At 65.3% G+C, this 19,928-nt stretch carries 16 protein-coding genes; 8 read left to right on the plus strand and 8 right to left on the minus strand.

Translation table 11 applies throughout. The features are described from left to right. Positions 1–149 precede the first annotated feature (149 nt). On the plus strand, positions 150–383 hold the full coding sequence (locus S58_RS01740; RefSeq protein WP_015663502.1) for a DUF1674 domain-containing protein: 234 nt from the start codon (positions 150–152) through the stop codon (positions 381–383). A 29-nt stretch (positions 384–412) separates the two neighbouring features. Here the strand turns inward: S58_RS01740 and cysC are convergent, their stop codons facing one another. The 6 genes from cysC to acs form a co-directional block, all read right to left on the minus strand. Next, positions 413–2,308 (minus strand): adenylyl-sulfate kinase, encoded by a 1,896-nt coding sequence (gene cysC, locus S58_RS01745; RefSeq protein WP_015663503.1) that lies wholly within the window; start codon positions 2,306–2,308, stop codon positions 413–415. Beyond that, entirely contained in the window at positions 2,308–3,279 is a 972-nt protein-coding gene (gene cysD / locus S58_RS01750; protein WP_015663504.1) for a sulfate adenylyltransferase subunit CysD, read from the minus strand. Before cysD ends, cysC begins: the two co-directional genes overlap by 1 nt. Next, positions 3,276–4,295, minus strand: a complete 1,020-nt coding sequence (locus tag S58_RS01755) for a sulfotransferase family protein (RefSeq protein ID WP_015663505.1) — start codon at positions 4,293–4,295, stop codon at positions 3,276–3,278. The genes cysD and S58_RS01755 overlap by 4 nt, the downstream gene beginning before the upstream one ends. 119 nt (positions 4,296–4,414) lie before the next feature. Further along, complete coding sequence (locus S58_RS01760; RefSeq protein ID WP_015663506.1) at positions 4,415–6,445, minus strand: methyl-accepting chemotaxis protein; 2,031 nt, start codon at positions 6,443–6,445, stop codon at positions 4,415–4,417. 158 nt (positions 6,446–6,603) lie between these two features. Next, complete coding sequence (locus S58_RS01765) at positions 6,604–7,137, minus strand: L,D-transpeptidase (protein WP_042340491.1); 534 nt, start codon at positions 7,135–7,137, stop codon at positions 6,604–6,606. Positions 7,138–7,321: 184 nt separating this feature from the next. Further along, a complete protein-coding gene (acs, locus tag S58_RS01770) occupies positions 7,322–9,268 on the minus strand; it encodes an acetate--CoA ligase (protein WP_015663508.1) in 1,947 nt (648 codons plus the stop codon). A gap of 381 nt (positions 9,269–9,649) precedes the next feature. Between acs and S58_RS01775 the strand changes: the two genes are divergently transcribed. Next, entirely contained in the window at positions 9,650–10,837 is a 1,188-nt protein-coding gene (locus S58_RS01775) for a DNA topoisomerase IB (RefSeq protein WP_015663509.1), read from the plus strand. A gap of 25 nt (positions 10,838–10,862) precedes the next feature. Here the strand turns inward: S58_RS01775 and S58_RS01780 are convergent, their stop codons facing one another. Beyond that, a complete protein-coding gene (locus S58_RS01780) occupies positions 10,863–11,231 on the minus strand; it encodes a hypothetical protein (RefSeq protein WP_244440689.1) in 369 nt (122 codons plus the stop codon). A gap of 479 nt (positions 11,232–11,710) precedes the next feature. Between S58_RS01780 and S58_RS01785 the strand changes: the two genes are divergently transcribed. The 3 genes from S58_RS01785 (at position 11,711) to S58_RS01795 (ending at position 13,896) form a co-directional block, all read left to right on the plus strand. Continuing rightward, positions 11,711–12,265, plus strand: coding sequence for a fasciclin domain-containing protein (locus S58_RS01785; protein ID WP_015663511.1), 555 nt, complete (start codon positions 11,711–11,713; stop codon positions 12,263–12,265). A gap of 204 nt (positions 12,266–12,469) precedes the next feature. Continuing rightward, on the plus strand, positions 12,470–13,099 hold the full coding sequence (locus tag S58_RS01790) for a cytochrome b/b6 domain-containing protein (protein ID WP_015663512.1): 630 nt from the start codon (positions 12,470–12,472) through the stop codon (positions 13,097–13,099). Between the two features lie 14 nt (positions 13,100–13,113). Beyond that, positions 13,114–13,896, plus strand: coding sequence for a molybdopterin-binding protein (locus S58_RS01795; protein ID WP_015663513.1), 783 nt, complete (start codon positions 13,114–13,116; stop codon positions 13,894–13,896). A gap of 165 nt (positions 13,897–14,061) precedes the next feature. On the opposite strand, the gene S58_RS01800 is transcribed toward S58_RS01795, so the two are convergent. Further along, positions 14,062–15,294 (minus strand): YbfB/YjiJ family MFS transporter, encoded by a 1,233-nt coding sequence (locus S58_RS01800; RefSeq protein ID WP_015663514.1) that lies wholly within the window; start codon positions 15,292–15,294, stop codon positions 14,062–14,064. A 216-nt stretch (positions 15,295–15,510) separates the two neighbouring features. Here S58_RS01800 and leuB point away from each other — a divergent pair, with 216 nt between their 5' ends. The 3 genes from leuB to S58_RS01815 all read left to right on the plus strand — a co-directional run bounded on the left by leuB (position 15,511) and on the right by S58_RS01815 (position 19,821). Further along, complete coding sequence (gene leuB, locus S58_RS01805) at positions 15,511–16,623, plus strand: 3-isopropylmalate dehydrogenase (RefSeq protein WP_015663515.1); 1,113 nt, start codon at positions 15,511–15,513, stop codon at positions 16,621–16,623. A gap of 640 nt (positions 16,624–17,263) precedes the next feature. Next, positions 17,264–18,784: a sugar ABC transporter ATP-binding protein gene (locus S58_RS01810; RefSeq protein WP_015663516.1), complete on the plus strand. Its 1,521-nt coding sequence runs from the start codon at positions 17,264–17,266 to the stop codon at positions 18,782–18,784. Then, the gene (locus tag S58_RS01815) at positions 18,781–19,821 is read left to right on the plus strand and encodes an ABC transporter permease (protein ID WP_015663517.1); all 1,041 of its coding nucleotides are present in this window, start codon (positions 18,781–18,783) and stop codon (positions 19,819–19,821) included. The genes S58_RS01810 and S58_RS01815 overlap by 4 nt, the downstream gene beginning before the upstream one ends. Positions 19,822–19,928 lie beyond the last annotated feature (107 nt).

The following is a 19,928-nucleotide window of genomic DNA, read 5'->3' on the forward strand; positions in this document are numbered from 1 at the left end:
GGGTGCATGCCATCAGCTTGCGGGACCACTGCCACGGGAATATGCCAAATGTAAGAATCGGCTCTGCTTTTTTTAGACCTGTTTCATCGCGCGTGGGCACACGATCTGATGAAGTCGGGAATGAACCGGTTCAACGGTGGAATGGTACGATGAGCAACGAGACCCCGCACAAGCCCGCTCTGTCCGTGGTTGCGAGCAACGACGCGCCGCGGAGGCCGTTGACGCCTGCTGCGCAACGCGCCCTGGCCGAAGCCGAGGAGCGGCGTCGCCTCGCGGCGGAACAACAGTCGGATCCGCGGCCAAAGGAGCTGCAGGGGCCGAAAGGGCTGGAGCCGACCCGCTACGGCGATTGGGAGCGCAAGGGCATCGTCTCGGATTTCTGAGCGCACATCCGTCGGAGACGGAGCTGCGCTCAGAAATAATGATGGTCTTGCAGGTAGCGGACGATCATGTCGGCCGCCGCCTCGGCCGACAAGGTTGCGCCATCGATCGTAATCTCCGGCCTTTCGGGCGGCTCGTAAGCCTGGTCGACCCCGGTGAAGTCTACCAACTCGCCGGCGCGGGCACGTTTGTAGAGTCCCTTGGGGTCGCGCGCCTCGCATGTGGCAAGCGGGGTTGCAATGTGGACCTCGATGAATTCGCCGCTGGCGAAGCGGCGGCGCGCAGCGTCGCGGTCGGCGCGGAACGGCGAGATCAGGCACACCAACGTGATGAGACCGGCGTCGACGAACAAGGCGGCAATCTCGCTGACGCGGCGGATGTTCTCCATCCGCGCCTCCGGCAGGAAGCCGAGATCGCGATTGATGCCATGGCGGAGATTGTCGCCGTCGAGCAGCGCGGAGTGACGGCCCATCCCGCACAGCCGCCGGTCGACCAGATTGGCGATCGTCGACTTGCCGGCGCCGCTGAATCCGGTCAGCCAGAGCACGCACGGCTTCTGCTGCTTGATACGGGCGCGCGCCGCCTTGTCGACGTCGGGCGCGTGCCAGCTGATATCAGTCGGCCGCTGCACCGGCGCATCGATCAGGCCCGCAGCGACGGTCCGCCGGCTCAGCGGATCGATCAGGATGAAGCTGCCGAGATCGCGATTGTCACGATAGGAATCGCAGACCAGCGGCCGGTCCAGCGCCAGATCGACGCAGCCGATCTCGTTGGCCTCCAGCGTGAGCGCGGTCTCAGGCGCCAGCGTGTCGATCGACACGCGGTGCTTCATCGCCGATACCACGGCGCCGATCGATGACGTTCCTGATTTGAGCACATAGCGGCGATCGCGGCGCATCGCCTCGTCGTCGAACCAGATCAGATGAGCCGCGATGTGGTCGGCCACCATGGGCGGCGGACCCGATGTGAGCACATCGCCGCGGCTCGCGTCGATCTCGTCGGCGAGCAGCAGCGTCACCGATTGCCCCGAAATGGCCTGTGGCAGCCGACCGTCCGCAGTGACGATGCCGGAGATGCGGCTGCGTCGCCCCGACGGCTGCACGACCACCGGATCACCGCTATGGATCGTGCCGCTGACGACGCGTCCGCTGAAGCCGCGAAATTCGGCATTCGGCCGATTGACCCATTGTACCGGAAAGCGGAACGGCCGGCGATCGATGCCATCGGTCACATCGACCGATTCGAGATGCTCCATCACGCTCGGCCCGTCGTACCAGGGCATCCGCGCACTGAGGTGATTGATGTTGTCGCCGTCGCGCGCCGCCACCGGAACGCATTGCACGTCTGTAATGCCGAGCCGCTCCGCCATGGCGCGGAAGGCGAGGGAGATGGTGGTGAAGCAGCCGGCATCGAAGCCTGCGAGGTCCATCTTGTTGACGGCGAGCAGGACGTGACGCACGCCGAGCAAGGCAAGGATATGGCAGTGCCGCCGGGTCTGGCTGACCACACCTTTGCGAGCGTCGATCAACACCACGGCGAGGTCCGCATGCGAAGCGCCGGTGGCCATGTTGCGCGTGTATTGGACGTGGCCGGGGGTGTCGGCGACGACGAAGCGGCGCCGCCGCGTTGCAAAAAAGCGATAGGCGACGTCGATCGTGATGCCTTGCTCGCGTTCGGCCTGCAGCCCGTCCACCAGCAGCGCAAAATCCAGCGCCGCTCCGGCGGTACCGGCCACCTTGCTGTCCGCGGTGAGCGCGTCGAGCTGATCGTCAAGCAGCATCTTCGAATCGTATAGCAGCCGCCCGACCAGCGTGCTCTTGCCGTCGTCGACGCTGCCGCAGGTGACGAGGCGCAGTGTCGGCCTCTGGTCAGCCCGCGTCTCCGCAGCATCGCGCGTCCGGCCGATGACCGCGTCGTGAACAGTCATCAGAAGTAGCCCTCCACCTTCTTTCGCTCCATCGAGGCTGCGCTGTCGCGATCGATCACGCGGCCCTGCCGCTCGGAGGTGCGAGAAGCCGTCATCTCGCGAACGATCGAAGCGAGGTCCGAGGCGGTGGATGGCGTCGCGCCGGTCAAGGGATAGCAGCCGAGTGTGCGGAAGCGGATCGACCGCCATTGCAGCATCTCGCCCGGCCGCAGCTCCATTCGCTCGTCATCGACCATGATGAGCGCGCCGTCGCGCTCGACGATCGGTCGCCGCGCGGCGAAATAGAGGGGTACGATCGGAATGCTTTCGAGGTGGATGTATTCCCAGATGTCGAGCTCGGTCCAGTTCGACAGCGGAAACACCCGCATGCTTTCGCCGGGTGCGAGCAGCGTGTTGTACAGGTTCCAGAGCTCCGGCCGCTGGTTCTTCGGATCCCAGCGATGGGTGACGCTGCGATGGGAGAAGATGCGCTCCTTGGCGCGGGATTTCTCCTCGTCCCGGCGCGCGCCGCCGATGGCGGCGTCGAACCCATGCATGTCCAGCGCCTGACGCAGCGCCTGCGTCTTCATCACGTCGGTATAGAGCGCGGAGCCATGCGTGAACGGGTTGATGTCCTGGGAAGCTCCGTCCGGATTGACGTGCACGAGAAGCTCGAGCCCGAGTTCTCGCACCCGCTGGTCGCGGAACGCGATCATGTCCCGGAACTTCCAGGTGGTGTCGATGTGCAGCAGCGGGAAAGGCGGCTTGCCCGGGTGGAAGGCCTTCATGGCCAAATGCAGCAGCACCGATGAATCCTTGCCGATGGAATACAGCATCACCGGCTTGCGGAATTCGGCCGCGACCTCGCGCATGATCGCGATGCTCTCGGCCTCGAGGCGGCGCAGATGGCTGAGCGCCGCGGGCCGCCGCTCCGCCGTGGCCGGCCACGGTGAGGCGGCGATCGCGGCCGCCTGATTGCCGGGAGCGCTCATGCTGCTACTCCCGCCCGCTCGCCGAACAGCCGTGCCGAGGTCGCCGCACTCAGGCCGAGGTCGCGAATGCACCCTGCGACCGAGGCGCGGTAGACGTCATTGACGCCACAGCGCTCCAGCAGTTCGAGCTGGGCTTCGCTCAACGCGTTCGTCGCGCGAAACTGGTAGCGATAGGCGCTGTCGGAGGTGTGGAGATTGGGCACCTTGTAGATCGCCGCCTCGCTGGGAAAGATGACGCGCGCGTTGCTGGCTTGCGCCTGCCCCGGCTGCTGCCAGGAGGTCACGGCATCTTCGGCAAAGCTGCCGGACAGGCCGAGGCGATCGAACAGCACACGGATCGATGAGATCGGCTCCTTGCTCACCTCATAGACATAGTGGCTGACCGCAATGCCCTGTTGGTTCGCGTAGTTCGTCACCCTGGCCGCGCTCAGCGCCGCGACGATATAGTGCGTCAGCAACGTGCCTTCCGACGCCCGCGAGATCAGCTTGTCGAGCCAGGACGCGAGCGCGCTCGCCGGCTCGCGGTCGAGCGCAATGAGATGCAGCCGGTGCTCCGGATAGCCGGCCTCGACCAGCAGCTTCAGCGGGTTGAACAGGCTCTCTGCGAGCACGTAGGGCCCGATCGTCTCTTTGCTGAAGATGCTTGGCTCGTCGGCCGCCGACGGCACGATCCACGGCGTCAGTGGTCGTCCGACGAGCGCGTCGCGCAACATGGCCTTCAGCGGCTGGTAGTAGGAGGGCATTCCCGCCATTCCGAACAGGTTGCTCAGGGCCGTCGATCCGACCCGGGCCTTGCCGCAGGCGAAATAGAGCATCGGGAAGTCATCTGCCGCGCGCTGCCGAAACGCCTCGGCGAGGCACTCGGTCACTTCGCGCATCAGTGTATCGAGCGTGGTGGTCCTGCTCTGGAATGCACCAACGGGCGACAGCGTCATGGTGTCGAGCGAGGCGTGCTCGTGGCGGATCAGGTCGGCCAGCAGTTCGATCGAATCGGCGGAGGTCATATCGAGAATCATGGGCGTGCTCCTGTATGAGCTTCAAAAAGACGAGCGTCGGAAAAGGCGTTGAGTTGAAAAGCCCTGGTGCCGTTCACGGCTGCCGCGTCAGTGCGCCGTAACCGGCCGCACCGCACCGGTCATGCCGCTCGCACGGTCTCGAGAAATTTCTCCACCTCCACTTTGAGATTGCTGCTCTGGAACGTCAGCGACCGCGCGGAATCCAGCACCTGGCCCGACGCTCGTCCCGTCGCGCTGGCGCCGTGATTGACTTCCGTGATTCGTTCCGCGACCTCGGCCGTTCCCTTGGCGGCCTCGCCGACATTGCGCGCGATCTCGCGCGTGGCCGCGCCCTGCTGCTCGACGGTGGCGGCGATCGTCGCGGCGATGTCCGAGATCTTGGTAATGGTGGCGCCGATCTCCTTGATGGCGGCAACCGATTCCTGTGTCGCGGCCTGCATGCCTGCGATCTGGGTGCCGATGTCTTCGGTCGCCTTGGCGGTCTGGGCCGCGAGCGCCTTGACCTCGCTGGCGACCACGGCGAATCCGCGCCCCGATTCACCCGCCCGCGCCGCCTCGATGGTCGCGTTCAGCGCCAGAAGGTTGGTCTGTTCGGCGATCGCGGTGATCAGCTTGACGACGTCGCCGATGCGGCCCGCCGCGGCCTGCAGCTCGTTGATCCGGCCGTCGGTGCGCTCGGCCTGCTTGACGGCTTCGCTGGCGATGCGGCTGGAATCGTGGACCTGGCGGCTGATCTCGGTGACGGAGGCGCTCATCTCCTCGGTCGCGGAGGCAACCGCACCGACATTGGTCGACGCCTCCTCCGACGCCGCGGCGACCATGCTGGACAGCGACTGCGTCTGGTTGGCGGTGCCCGAGAGTGTGCCGGCCGCGCCCTCGAGCTGATGGGCTGCCGACGACACGGTGGTGACGATGCCTCCGACCGCGGTCTGGAACGCGTCCGCGAGCGTGATCATCGCCGCCTTGCGCTGCTGCGCGGCGATCTTCTCCTGGTTCTTCTGGTCGAGCTCCATCTGCTCGATGCGGACGAGATTGTCCTTGAAGGTGCGGGCGGCGCGCGCGTTGTCGCCGACCTCGTCGCCCCGCTCGGTGTAGGGAATCTCGATCGACTTGTTGCCATTGGCGAGCTCGAGCAGAACTTCGCCGACGCGGCGGATCGGACGAGCGATGGTGAACGAGGAGAACACCGCCGAGCCGATCAGGAGCAGCACCACGAGCGCGCCGACAAGGATCGCGACGTTGCCGACCCGCTGCATTTCGGTCGCCAGCTGGTTCTGCCGCAGCGCCAACATGTCGGTGGCGATCTTGACGCCCTCGCCGAGGCGTTTCCTGATCTCGCTGTCGGTGGCGACGACCTTTTCATCGAAGATGCGCCTGCTGGCTTCGTCGGCCTTGAAATTGTCGAGCGCCGCGGACTTGAACGTGGTCGCGATGGCGAGGAGCTGGTCGATGCCGGCCTGCAGCTCATTTTCACGGGCGAGCGTACGGGCCTCTTGCAGGGCGGCGACCAGTCTGTCGACGTCGCTGATCACACTATCGCGCAGCGCCGGGTCGGCGGTCATGGCAAAGCGCCAGCTCGCGGCGCTGGCGGATGCCAGCGCCGCATCGGCGGCACGCAGCTCGGTTTCCATGCTGAAGTGAATCGGCGAGGAGACGAGACCGGGCAGGGTCATCAATTTCGGAAAGCTGCGCTGCCACGCATCGGCGGCCTGGCTGCGAGAAGCGGCCTTGTCGATCACTTCGGCGCGCGCCTTGGCGAAATCGGCGCCGGCGGCCGCGGCCTTGTCGATCAACGAGCGGATGTCGCCATACAACTCCCTCGCCACGGCGCGGGTCGCTCGCTGGCGTGCAGCCTCGACTTCACTCCCCGCCGCCGTAAGGTTCTTCTCCAGCGTCTGCAGACCCGCTTGCAGCCGCTCAGCCGTGGCAGCGCGGGCGATATCCTGTTGGCTGATCTGGGCTCGTAACAGCGCTGCGTCCGCACCTTGCGCATTTGACTTGTTGGCCATGTTGATGACGGCCAGTTCGGTCAGTTCGGCAATCGAGCGGTTGCCGACGATCTGGTTCGCGAGCATGCCTGCCACCAGAACCACGCCAAATCCCGCAGTAACCCCAAGCTTGGTTCCTATCCTGAAATTGAACCCGAACATTCACCAACCCCCAAAGTTGTATTGGGGCAGTAGGCTCAACCAAGATTAAGGAAGATATAAATACCGCGACCCGTACAACTACAGGTGAAAAGTTCCGCGGATGTGTCGTCCGACAGATGATCCGTTTCGTCCGCAGGGACCGCTCGCTCCGGCGCCTCTCAGCGCGTCACGACCACCGTGGTGCCGATCGATACGCGGTCGTAGAGGTCGGTGATGTCGGTGTTGAGCATGCGGATGCAGCCGTAGGACACGTAGCCGCCGACCGAGTTCGGCACATTGGTGCCGTGGATCGCATATTCACCGCCGGCCAGCGTCATCGCGGCGACGCCCATCGGGTTCTGCGGCGAGCCGCCGGGGATCACGTCGGGAATGTTGGGCTTGTCGCGCTTGACGTCGGCGGGCGGCGCCCAGGCCGGGTTCTTGTACTTGCCGTCGATCTTGGTGGTGCCGGCCCATTGCCGCCCGGCCTTGCCGACGCCGACCGTGTAGCGCATCGCGTGGCTGCCATCGATCACGAGATAGAGCTTCCGCTCGCCGGTCTTCACCACGATCGTGCCGGGCGAATAATCGCCGGCGATGCCGACCAGCTCGGGCCGGGCCGACGCCGCGCCGGTCATGGCCATCATGGCGCCGGTCGTCGACGCCGCCACCATCGCCGCCTTCACGGCCTGCCTGATTGCCCCAGCCCGCATCGCCATCCCCCTCACCTGATGATTCGGCGCCTGCCCCCGGCCGGGAGCACTCGGATGGCTTGAGAAAAGGAAAACTTCGTCTGCAAGTAAATGACCTGAAAACAACACTCCCGCGGAAATAGCCGCGGGAGTGTTCCGAGTCTTGACTGGTCCGGCAAGCGCGCTGCGCGCGGCCCCGGTCGACCTATGCCTGCTTGCGGTTCTGCCGGTGCTGGACGAGATCATCGACCACGCCGGGATCGGCGAGGGTCGAGGTGTCACCCAGCGCGCCCGGCTCGTCCTCGGCGATCTTGCGCAGGATGCGGCGCATGATCTTGCCGGAGCGGGTCTTGGGCAGGCCCTGGGAGAACTGGATCTGGTCGGGCGAGGCGATCGGCCCGATCTCCTTGCGCACCCAGGCGACGAGCTCCTTGCGCAGCTCCTCGCTCGGCTGCTCGCCGGCCATCAGGGTGACATAGGCGTAGATGCCCTGGCCCTTGATGTCGTGCGGATAGCCGACCACGGCGGCCTCCGAGACCTTGGCGTGCGCGACCAGCGCGCTCTCGACCTCGGCGGTGCCCATGCGGTGACCCGAGACGTTGATGACGTCGTCGACGCGGCCGGTGATCCAGTAGTAGCCGTCGGCGTCGCGGCGGCAGCCGTCGCCGGTGAAGTACTTGCCCTTGTAGGTCGAGAAGTAGGTCATCTCGAACCGGGCGTGGTCGCCATAGACCGTGCGCATCTGGCCGGGCCAGGAGCGGGTCAGGCAGAGATTGCCCTCGGTCGCGCCTTCGAGCGGCTTGCCGTCGGCATCGACGATCTCCGGCACGACGCCGAAGAACGGCCGCGTCGCCGAACCGGGCTTGAGCTTGGTCGCGCCCGGCAGCGGCGTGATCAGGATGCCGCCGGTCTCGGTCTGCCACCAGGTGTCGACGATCGGGCAGCGGTCGTCGCCGACGACGCGGTGATACCACTCCCAGGCTTCCGGGTTGATCGGCTCGCCGACCGAGCCGAGCAGGCGCAGAGACGCGCGCGAGGTCTTCTTGACCGGCGCGTCGCCGCCCTGCATCAGCGCGCGGATCGCGGTCGGCGCGGTGTAGAAGATGTTGACCTTGTGCTTGTCGATGACGTTCCAGAACCGCGAATTGTCCGGGTAGTTCGGCACGCCTTCGAACATCAGCGTGACAGCGCCATTGGCCAGCGGTCCATAGAGGATGTAGCTGTGGCCGGTCACCCAGCCGACGTCGGCGGTGCACCAGTAGACGTCGCCGTCGTGATAGTCGAACACGTATTGGTGCGTCATCGCGGCATAGACGAGATAGCCGCCGGTGGTGTGCAGCACGCCCTTGGGCTGGCCGGTCGAGCCTGACGTATAGAGGATGAACAGCGGATCCTCCGCATGCATCGGTTCGCACGGGCACTCGGTGGTCACCATCTCCGCGGCCTCGTGGTACCAGAGGTCGCGGCTCGGGTTCATCTCGATCTTGCCGCCGGTGCGCTTGACCACCACGACCCAGTCGACATTGTCGACCTTGTTCAGCGCCGCATCGACGTTGGCCTTCAACGGCACCTTGCGGCCGCCGCGCAGGCCTTCGTCGGCGGTGATGACGATCTTGGAGTCGCAATCCTTGATGCGCTGGGCGAGCGAGTCCGGCGAGAAGCCGGCGAACACCACCGAGTGGATGGCACCGATGCGGGCGCAGGCCAGCATCGCGTAGGCGGCCTCGGGGATCATCGGCAGGTAGATGGTGACGCGGTCGCCCTTCTTGACGTTACGGTTGCGCAGGATGTTGGCCATCCTGCACACTTCGTCGTGCAGCTCGCGATAGGTGATGTGCTTGGACTGAGAGGGATCGTCGCCTTCCCAGATGATCGCGGTCTGGTTGGCGCGGGTGGCGAGATGGCGGTCGATGCAGTTGTAGGCCGCGTTGAGGACGCCGTCCTCGAACCATTTGATCGAGATGTGGCCGGGCGCAAAGGAGACGTTCTCGATTTTCGTCGGCGTCTTGACCCAGTCGACGCGCTTGGCCTGCTCGGCCCAGAAGCCGTTGGGATCCTTGATCGAGCGCGCGTACATCTCCTGGTACTTCGCGTCGTCGACAAAGGCGCGTTTCGTCCACTCGGCCGGAACGTCGTAGATCTTCTCGGACATTTCACACCCTCCACCATGCGGCCTGCGGATGAACCCCGTCACAGGCCGTCGTTGTTTCCACTATGCGTCCGCGTACCCGGCGGCGACAAGGCAAGACAAGTAGGACCTTCGGCGGGGAGGCGTTCTGCGCAGGATCAAGGAATTGTGCGCGGAGGTTGCGCAGCTGCGATCCGGCTTGTCGGCGCGCCGCGGGCAGATCGTCAAGGTTACCCGGATTCATCGCGTTGGCCGGTATTTTGAAACCGTTCTGCCCAAATTTAGGGACTCGCCATCCGGTCCATGACACCCTAAATCGCCATGAGGCTGTGGATAACCCCGCCGGAACCAAACCGGACTTCGGGGCATTGAGCGGATAAGCACGACGGCAGGGCGTCTAAAGCAATGATGGATCAGCAGAATTTCGAGAGCCCGCGGGTCGGCCCGACCGATGCCGAGGTTGCGCTCGCGAAATCGCTGGGCCAATGGCCGCCGAAGCCGGTGCGCCGCAAGTTGACCTTGAAGGATCTCGCCCACGCCAAGACCGCCGACGCGCAGGGCAACGCCAAGACCTCGGTCGAGGAACTTGCCAGCCGGATCGGCCTCAAGCTCGGCGACCAGACCGAGCTGACCATCCGCCGGGTCAAGCGCGGCAAGAGCTACACCTTCATCCGTGCCAACGGCACCCCGATCCGCCATCCCGGGACCATCCGCCGCCTGCATGCGATGGCGGTGCCGCCAGCGTATCGCGAGGTGCGCTACGCCCCCGATCCGAACCTGCATCTGCAGGCGGTCGGCGTCGACGCCGCCGGCCGGCTGCAATACCGCTATCACGTCGATTGGGAGAAGGTGCGCGAGCATCGCAAGGCGCATCGGCTGGCCAAGCTGGTGGGCGCACTGCCGCGCATCCGCCGCGCCGTCTCCAGGCATCTCGCCGGCGACGAGCCGACGCGCGAGTTTGCGCTGTCGGCGGTGATCGAGCTGATCGCGCGCACGGCGATTCGCCCCGGCAATGAATCCTATGCGCGGCTGAACGGCACCCGCGGTGCCACCACGCTCCTGAAGTCCAACGTGGTCCTGGAAGACGACGGCCTGGTGCTGGCCTTCAAGGCCAAGGGCGGCAAGGCGGTGCGCAAGGAATGCGATGCCGCCAAGCTGGTGCGCGCCGTCGGCATCCTGCGCGGCGTGCCTGGCCGGCGCATGTTCCAGTATCGCGACGCGCAGGGCGTCGTTCGTGCAGTCTCGACTACGCAGGTCAACGCCTTCCTGCGCGAGATCGCCGGCATCAAGATCTCGCTGAAGGATTTCCGCACTTTGATGGCCTCGGCCGTGGCGCTCGAGACCTTGTCGCGGATCACGCCGGCGGCGAGCGCGCGCGGCCGCAAGAAGCAGATTTTGGAAGCGATCCGCGCCGCCGCCGACGAACTCACCAATACGCCCGCGATCTGCCGCCGGAGCTACGTGCACGACACCATCGTCACGGCGTTCGAGGACGGCATTCTCGAACGCTTCGCCGCCACCCTGAAGGGGCAGCGCTCGCAGACCCGGCGCGAGCAGCTTCTGGCCCAGGTCGTGTCGGCCGTCGCGGCGTAGCGCTGCGATCGATCAGGCTTGCCGGCTAGGCCTGGCAGCGCGGGCCGATCTTGGCGGACGCAAGGAAGCGCGCGATCGGATCGAGCTGTTTGCACGGCACTGCCGCGGTCTTCACCGGCGCAGCCTCGCGCTTGGCCGGCCGCAGCACGGCTGCCTTGCCCGCCGCATTGGTTCTGCGTGCCGCCGATGCCCCACGGCCTTCCGCACGCACGGCCTTCGAGACCAGCGGCAGGCGCGCGCCCTCGTTGAGATCGATCGGGGCCGTTTCGAAGCTGCGATCGGTTTCGCTCAACGTATCAACGCCAGGAATCGATTCGCGGATCAGCGACGACGTCGTCTCGCCAGCCATGTCGCCCGGCGTCACCGCGGCCAGCACCATCTTCGTTGCAAGCAAGCAGCAGATTATCACGAGGCAGAACCCCGCAATCCAGATCGTTCTGTTCACTGTTGGAAACCCCCGCCGATCGCGCCGGACAGTGCAGGACATCCCCTTCCCGCAGCCGGCGCCGTGCCGACCAATCAACCTTAAGAAAGTCTTACTCGCAATATTTTCGGCAGGTTTGGCCGGCCTCGGCTCGCATTGTAGTTAATGCGTGAACAGGATCGCGGCATCGGCCAATGACCGACCTGCGCCGGTGAGTTTCGCGAAGGTTGCGACATCGCGGCGCACGACATCTGGTCCACTGAGTCGGTGAGACGATCTCGATCATCAGGGGTTTCACGGATCACGTTAAATTATGTCGCGAAACTCGCTCCCCCGAGACGGCGTAGCTCGGCCCGACACGACGCAAGAGCGCATCGCTCAGATCAGCATCGGTGTCGCAGTCGAACTCATCATGCGGCTCTGCCGCCGCCTTTCACAGGGAGCTACCCATGTCCAAGCGTATTGCCTATCTCGCTGCCGCAGCCTTCGGCGCGCTGTCGCTGACCTCGACCTTCGTTGCGCCGGCGCGCGCCGAGGAGAAGACCGTGATGGTCGGAGGTGCGGCGATGTATCCGTCGAAGAACATCGTGCAGAACGCGGTCAATTCGAAGGATCACACGACGCTGGTCGCCGCGGTGAAGGCCGCCGGCCTCGTGCAGACGCTGGAAGGCAAGGGCCCGTTCACGGTGTTCGCGCCGACCAACATGGCATTCGGCAAGCTGCCGGCCGGCACCGTCGACACGCTCGTCAAGCCGGAGAACAAGGCGACCCTGACCAAGATCCTCACCTATCACGTCGTGCCCGGCAAGCTCGAAGCCTCCGACCTCAAGGACGGCCAGATGCTCAAGACCGTCGAGGGCGAGCAGCTCACGGTGAAGCGCGAAGGCAAGAACGTCATGATCGTCGACGCCAAGGGCGGCACCTCGATGGTCACGATCCCCAACGTCAACCAGTCGAACGGCGTGATCCACGTGGTCGACACCGTGCTGATGCCGGCGTCCTGACGTCGGGCGTAACCCCGGACACATCCGTTTCTTCCTCCTCGCGGATGTGAGCGGGAGCGAGCCGGGCCCACCCCCGGCTCGCTTTTTTGTGAGAGGCGCGGCGCTGAAAGCACCGATTTGCCCGGTTGAGCCCGTAACGAACGATCTGCATTCGGCGTATATCTGGTCGGAACCCGCGACCACCCCGAACCACCGAGCCCCGTCATGTCCAGCATCGCTGCCACCGATACGACGATCAGCACCTCCCGAACCAAGGTGATCCAGCCAGCCTGGGTCCGCGTCATGCACTGGATCAACGCGGCTGCGATGATCATGATGATCATGTCCGGCTGGCAGATCTACAACGCCTCGCCGCTGTTCGACTTCCGCTTCGACCACAGCATCACGCTCGGCAGCTGGCTCGGCGGCGCGCTGTTGTGGCACTTCGCCGCAATGTGGCTGCTGATGCTCAACGGCTTCGCCTACCTTGTCACGGGTCTGGTCACCGGCCGGTTCCGGCGCAAGCTGTTGCCGATCTCGCCATCGTCCGTCATCGCCGATCTCAAGGCCGCGCTGACGTTCAAGCTCTCCCATGACGATCTCTCCGCCTACAACGCCGTGCAGAAGCTGCTGTATCTCGGCATCATCGCGGTCGGCATCGTCGTCGTGCTCACGGGCCTGTCGATGTGGAAACCGGTGCAGCTGCATTGGCTGGTCAGCCTGTTCGGCGACTACCCGGCGGCACGCTACGTTCACTTCGTCTGCATGGCGCTGATCTGCGCCTTCCTGGTGATCCACATCGTGCTTGCGCTCTTGGTGCCGAAGAGCCTGCGCGCGATGATCATCGGCCGTTGAGAGGAGAGACAGTCATGGCGAAACGTCCGTTCCTCATTCCCGGCGTCGACAAGCGGCTCCTGATCAAGGATTCGCTTAAGGCGATGCCCGATCTCACCCGGCGCCGCTTCATCACCGGCGGCGCCAGCCTCGGCGCGCTGACCCTGCTCACCGGCTGCGACGTCGTCGACGGCGACACCGCCGAGGAGCTGCTCAAGAAGGTCTCCAAGTTCAACGACGCCGTGCAGTCCTGGATGTTCAATCCGGACGCGCTGGCGCCGACCTTCGCGGAGAGCGCGATCACAAAGCCGTTTCCGTTCAACGCCTACTACACGCTGGACGAGGCGCCTGACATCGACGCTGCCGACTGGAAGCTCGAGGTGCGTGGCCTCGTCGACAACAAGAAGTCGTGGACGCTCGACGAGCTGCACGCGCTGCCGCAGGTCACGCAGGTGACCCGCCACATCTGCGTCGAAGGCTGGAGCGCGATCGGCTCCTGGACCGGCACGCCGTTGCGCGACTTCCTCAAGCTGATCGGCGCCGATACCCGCGCCAAATACGTCTGGTTCAACTGCGCCGACAAGGACGGCTACAACTCGCCGCTGGACATGCGCACCGCGCTGCATCCGCAGACCCAGATGACCTTCAAGTTCGCCGACCAGATCCTGCCGCGCGCCTACGGCTTCCCGATGAAGATCCGCGTCCCCACCAAGCTCGGCTTCAAGAACCCGAAATACGTCGTCGCGATGGAAGTCACCAACGACTACAAGGGCGGCTATTGGGAGGACCAGGGGTATAATTCGTTCAGCGGGAGTTAGGGCTCTAACTGATAAAACCCAGCTGGCGACCACGATCTCTGGTGTCGTCCCTGCGAACGCAGGGACCCATAGCCACCGGCGGTGATGAGGCAGGCAACTGCTAGTCACGTCCCTCGATAGCATCCGCGGTATGGGTCCCTGCGTTCGCAGGGACGACACCGTGTATCAGGCGCGATTCGTCCGCTTCAGCTTCCCCTGCATGGCCGCCATCACCGCGCCTAACAGCAACAGCGCCGCCGACACATTCAGCGCATAAGTCAGACTCCCCATCGCATCGGTGATCGCGCCGACGACGAACGGGCCGAGGGTCTGGCCGATGCCGAACGAGATGGTCAGTGCGGCGATCGCGCGCGGCCAGGCGCTCTGCGGCAGGTTGAAGCGTGCGAACGCCGTCGTCGCCGTGGTGACGGTCGAGAACGCGATGCCGAACACCGCCGCCGACAGCGCCAGCATCGCCGGCGTGTGACTGAGCGCCGGCAGGCCGGCGCCGATGGCGTTGATGATGAGGATGATTGCGGTCGGCCGGCCGCCGCCATCCCAGGCCAGCACGCGGCGCCAGACCCACGGCGTGGTGAAGCCAGCCAGCCCGATCAGACACCAGAATGCCGATTGCGCCGCCGCCCCGCCGCCGAGGTCGCGCACATAGGCGATCATGAAGGTCAGATAGGCGATGTAGCCCGCGCCATAAAGGAAGTAGCCGAACAGATAGATCGCCATCGGCCGCAGCGAGACGCGGTCCGCGCGGCTCTCCGGCATCGCGGCGCTCGCCGGCATCCGCATCAGCAGCAGCGGCACGATCAGCACGGCGCCGAGCGCCGCGAGCGTCCCCCATACGATCCACCATGAGCCGGGCCCGAACGCCTGCAGCACGAACGGCGCGATCAGGCCGGAGACGACGATGCCGAGCGGCGGCCCGGCATAGAACAGGCTCAGCACGAAGCTCGCTTGCGCCGGCCGCGCCAATGCAACCCGCGCCGCCAGGGCGCCGCCCGCGACGAGGGCCACGCCGGCGCCGATGCCGGTCACCAGCCGCGCCAGGCTGAGCGCGATGAAATCGCCGGTCAGGGCGCACACCACGAGCGAAGCCAGCGCCGCCAGCGTTCCGCCGCGCACCGCGGCCAGCCCGCCGAAACGCCGCGCCAGTTGCGAGGCGATCAGGGCACCGATCAGATAGCCGGCGGCATTGACCGTGTTCATGAAACCCGCGGCCGAATACGACCAGTGCAGGCTGTCCCGCATGTCCGGCAGCACCAGCGCATAGGCGAAGCGGCCGATGCCGAGACCGATGATCGGGCCGAGCGACAGCGTGAGATTGAGCCGTGCCGGATGGGCCGGAGGCGGATCGGACGGGGGATTTAGCAAGAAATGCTCCGGCGCAGCGATCGTCGGGCAGTCCATGCTCTTCGGCCGCGATCCCGGAGAACATAGCAGCTCGGCGCGCCGCTCCAGAAGACGCGCGGCGGCAATGGTGGCTTGCCAACCGTGCAGGAGGGCTTTAGCACTCGCGCGGATTTTTCGTTCCCGTCATTGCCGGCACGGCCGGCAATCCAGCCCTTCGAATGATGGATGCCCGGGTCAGGCCCGGGCATGACAAGCCCGGTGAGGATAAAGACCATGGCGACCCACAAGCTCCTTCTGCTGCCCGGCGACGGCATCGGCCCCGAAGTGATGGCGGAGGTGAAGCGGCTGATCGGCTGGCTCAACGCCAAGGGGCTTGCCTCGTTCGAGACCGAGGACGGCCTGGTCGGCGGTGCTGCCTATGATGCCCATGGTGCGTCGATCTCCGAGGCCGACATGACCAAGGCCAAGGCGGCGGACGCCATCATCTTCGGCGCCGTCGGCGGCCCGAAATGGGATGGCGTGCCCTATGACGTCCGTCCCGAGGCCGGCCTGCTGCGCCTGCGCAAGGATCTCGGCCTGTTCGCCAATCTGCGTCCCGCCGTGTGCTATCCGGCGCTGGCCGATGCCTCCAGCCTGAAGCGCGAGATCGTCGAGGGGCTCGACATCATGATCGTGCGCGAGCTCACCGGCGGCGTCTATTTCGGCGAGCCCAAGACCATCACGGATCTCGGCAACGGCCAGAAGCGCGCCATCGATACCCAGGTCTACGACACCTACGAGATCGAGCGCATCGCCCGCGTCGCCTTCGATCTGGCGCGCAAGCGCCGCAACAAGGTGACGTCGATGGAGAAGCGCAACGTCATGAAGTCGGGCGTGCTCTGGAACGAGGTCGTCACATCAGTGCACGTGCGCGAGTACAAGGACGTCACGCTCGAGCATCAGCTCGCCGACTCCGGTGGCATGAACCTCGTGAAGTATCCGAAGATGTTCGACGTCATCGTCACCGACAACCTGTTCGGCGACATGCTGTCGGACATCGCGGCGATGCTGACCGGCTCACTCGGCATGCTGCCGTCGGCCTCGCTCGGCGAGGTCGACGCCAAGACCCACAAGCGCCGCGCGCTGTATGAGCCGGTGCACGGCTCCGCGCCTGATATCGCCGGCAAGGGTCTCGCCAACCCGATCGCGATGCTGACCTCGTTCGGCATGGCGCTGCGCTACTCGTTCGACCTCGGCGCCCTTGCCGACAAGCTCGACGCCGCGATTGCCGCGGTGCTGGCGTCAGGCCTGCGCACCGCCGATATCAAGGCCGAGGGGTCGACGCCGGCATCGACCACGCAGATGGGCGAGGCGATCATCAAGGAGCTGGAGAAGCTCACGGCGTAGTTGGACGTCGCTCGTTCGAGCTGAGCTGTTGCCGCGTTCGCGGTCTGCTCCCCTCCCCCTTGCGGGGAGGGGTCGGGGGTGGGGGTCCACACCCAGTGAACTCCGCTTCGGCCACTGTCTTATCTTCCAGATTATCACCGCCTGTGATTGGCCTCGATGCGCTTCGATCAAAGCGCGTCCGTCGCGCTTCTCAGCACAACCTCATCACGGAGAGCATCGCCCGGGGACCCCCACCCCCGACCCCTCCCCGCAAGGGGGAGGGGAGCGCACCGCCGTCGTCGAGAGAGCTCGAATCCAGCTCACGGAAAAGTCGTGTTCGGGTCGAGCGCGATGAGGCGAGTCGTCGCGATCCGCGATCGTCTCCCGTGTTCCAATTGAACGCGCATCCAACCGGACCCGCGCCTGTCTATTTTACCTATAGACTTTCATCCCCGGATGAATAGCCTGACCACAAAGCCGCGCCATTCCTGAAATGGACGCAGGTGCGCAGACGTCGGAGACGACGAATGCGAGGGTCGGGGAGGACGAATGTGATCACGACCGCGATGCGCTGTGTCGCTCGTGATGGTTGGTGTGCCAGGCAACCTCATGGCCATGGCGCCGCAGCGTCCGCGATACGCGCCGCGACATGCGGTGACGCATGACTGCGCCGCTGATTTCCGTTCACGGCCTGTGCAAGAGCTTTCCCGGCGTCCGGGCGCTGCACAATATCAGGTTCGAGCTGCTCGCGGGCGAGGTCCATGCCGTGATGGGCGAGAACGGCGCCGGCAAATCGACCTTGATGAAGATCCTGGCCGGCGTCTACCGCAAGGACAGCGGCGACATCCTCTATGACGGCGCGAGCGTCGACTTTCCGAGCCCGCGCGAGGCGCAGGCCGTCGGCATCGGCATCATTCATCAGGAACTGCAGCTGATGAATCACCTCACGGTGGCGCAGAACATCTTCATCGGACGCGAGCCGACGACGGCGTTCGGGCTGCTGCTCGACGAGAACAGGCTGAACCGGCGGGCCGCGGAGCTGCTCGGTCATCTCAATCTGTCGATCGATCCGCGCACCGTTGTCGGCGGGCTGACGGTCGCCAGGCAGCAGATGGTGGAGATCGCCAAGGCGCTGTCATTCAATTCGCGCGTCCTGATCATGGACGAGCCGACCGCGGCGCTGAACAACCGGGAAATCGCCGAGCTGTTCAAGATGATCCGCGAGTTGAAGGCGCGCGGCGTCGGCATCGTCTACATCTCCCACAAGATGGACGAGCTGAAGCAGATCGCCGATCGCGTCACCGTGCTGCGTGACGGCGAATATGTCGCCACCGTGCCGACCGCGACGACCACGATCGAGACCATCATCGGCATGATGGTGGGCCGCAGCTTGAGCGATGCGCGCGTGGCGGGCGCCGCACCTGCGGGCGAGATCGCACTCGAGGTGCGCGGGCTGAATTGCGGGCCGCTGGTGCGTGACGTCAGCTTCACCTTGCGCAAGGGCGAGATTCTCGGCTTTGCCGGCCTGATGGGCGCCGGCCGCACCGAGGTCGCGCGCGCGATCTTCGGTGCCGACGCGCCGCCGTCTGGGGAGATCCGCGTCAACGACCGCAAGGTCACGATCCGCACGCCGGCGCATGCGGTCGCCCACGGCATCGGCTATCTCTCCGAGGATCGCAAACGCTTCGGCCTTGCCACCGGCATGGACGTCGAATCCAACGTCGTGATGTCGAACCTCGCGAACTATCTGTCATTGAGCTTTCTGCTCAGGAAGCGCGCGATCCGCGACACCGCCGGCCGCTTCATCAAGATGCTGAACATTCGCACGCCGTCGGCGGCGCAGCAGGTTCGCCTGCTGTCCGGCGGCAACCAGCAGAAGATCGTCGTCGCCAAATGGCTCGATCGCGATTGCGACATCCTGTTCTTCGACGAGCCCACGCGGGGCATCGACATCGGCGCCAAGAACGAGATCTACCGGCTGCTGCGATCGCTCGCCGACCAGGGCAAGGCGATCGTGATGATCTCGTCGGAGCTGCCTGAGGTGATCAGGATGAGCGACCGCATCATCGTGATGTGCGAGGGCCGCATCACCGGCGAGTTGTCGCCGGACGAGGCCACGCAGGAGCGGATCATGCAGCTGGCCACCCAGCGCGAATCGATGGAAGGCAGGCTCACGGCATGAGCGACCCGGCACTGGTCAAGGACCACAAGGATGTCATCGCTGGCGGATCGGGCGCTGTCGCCGCGCTGCGGCGCCGGCTGCTCGGACCCGCGGCGCTGCAGAAGCTGCTCGCCTTTGCGAGCCTCGTGCTGCTGCTGGTCTATTTCAGCTTCGCCTCGCCGGCGTTCATGCAGACCGACAACATGATCAACATCCTGCAGGCGACCGCGGTGAACGGCGTGCTGGCGATCGCCTCGACCTTCGTCATCATCACCGCCGGCATCGACCTGTCGGTCGGCACCTTGATGACGTTCTGCGCGGTGATGGCAGGCGTGTTCCTCACCTATTGGGAGCTGCCGATGTGGACAGGCGTCGTCGCGGCGATCCTGACAGGCGCGCTCAGCGGCGCGGTGTCGGGCACCGTCATCACCAAGATGAAGGTGCCGCCGTTCATCGCAACGCTCGGCATGATGCTGGTGCTGAAGGGGCTGGCGCTGGTCGTCTCCGGCAGCAAGCCGATCTATTTCACCAACACCGAGAACTTCTCGATGATCTCGCAGGACTCGCTGCTCGGCGCTGTCGTGCCGGACCTGCCGATTCCCAATGCGGCCTTGATCCTGTTCGTCATGGCGATCCTGGCGGCCGTCGTTCTCAACCGCACCGCGCTAGGTCGCTACACCTTCGCCATCGGCAGCAACGAGGAGGCGGTGCGGCTTTCCGGCGTCAATGTCGACCGCTGGAAGATCATCATCTACGGCCTCGGCGGCGCCATCTGCGGCGTGGCCGGTCTCCTGATCGCCTCGCGCATCAATTCCGCGCAGCCCGCGCTCGGCCAGGGCTATGAGCTCGATGCGATCGCCGCCGTCGTGATCGGCGGGACGTCGCTGAGCGGCGGCACCGGCACCATCCTCGGCACCATCATCGGCGCCTTCATCATGAGCGTCCTGACCAACGGCTTGCGGATCCTGTCGGTGGCGCAGGAATGGCAATTCGTCGTCACCGGAATCATCATCATTCTCGCGGTGTATGCGGACATGCTCCGCCGAAACCGCGCCTGACCCTAAAGGAGAACCGGCGGACAATCATCGTCCGGAGTCGTCCCGAAGACTGCGCCGCCCGCCGAACGGACGGCAATGACAAACAATAAGATCATCGAAGAGAGCAG

It is taken from the genome of Bradyrhizobium oligotrophicum S58 (assembly GCF_000344805.1).
Lineage (GTDB): Bacteria > Pseudomonadota > Alphaproteobacteria > Rhizobiales > Xanthobacteraceae > Bradyrhizobium > Bradyrhizobium oligotrophicum.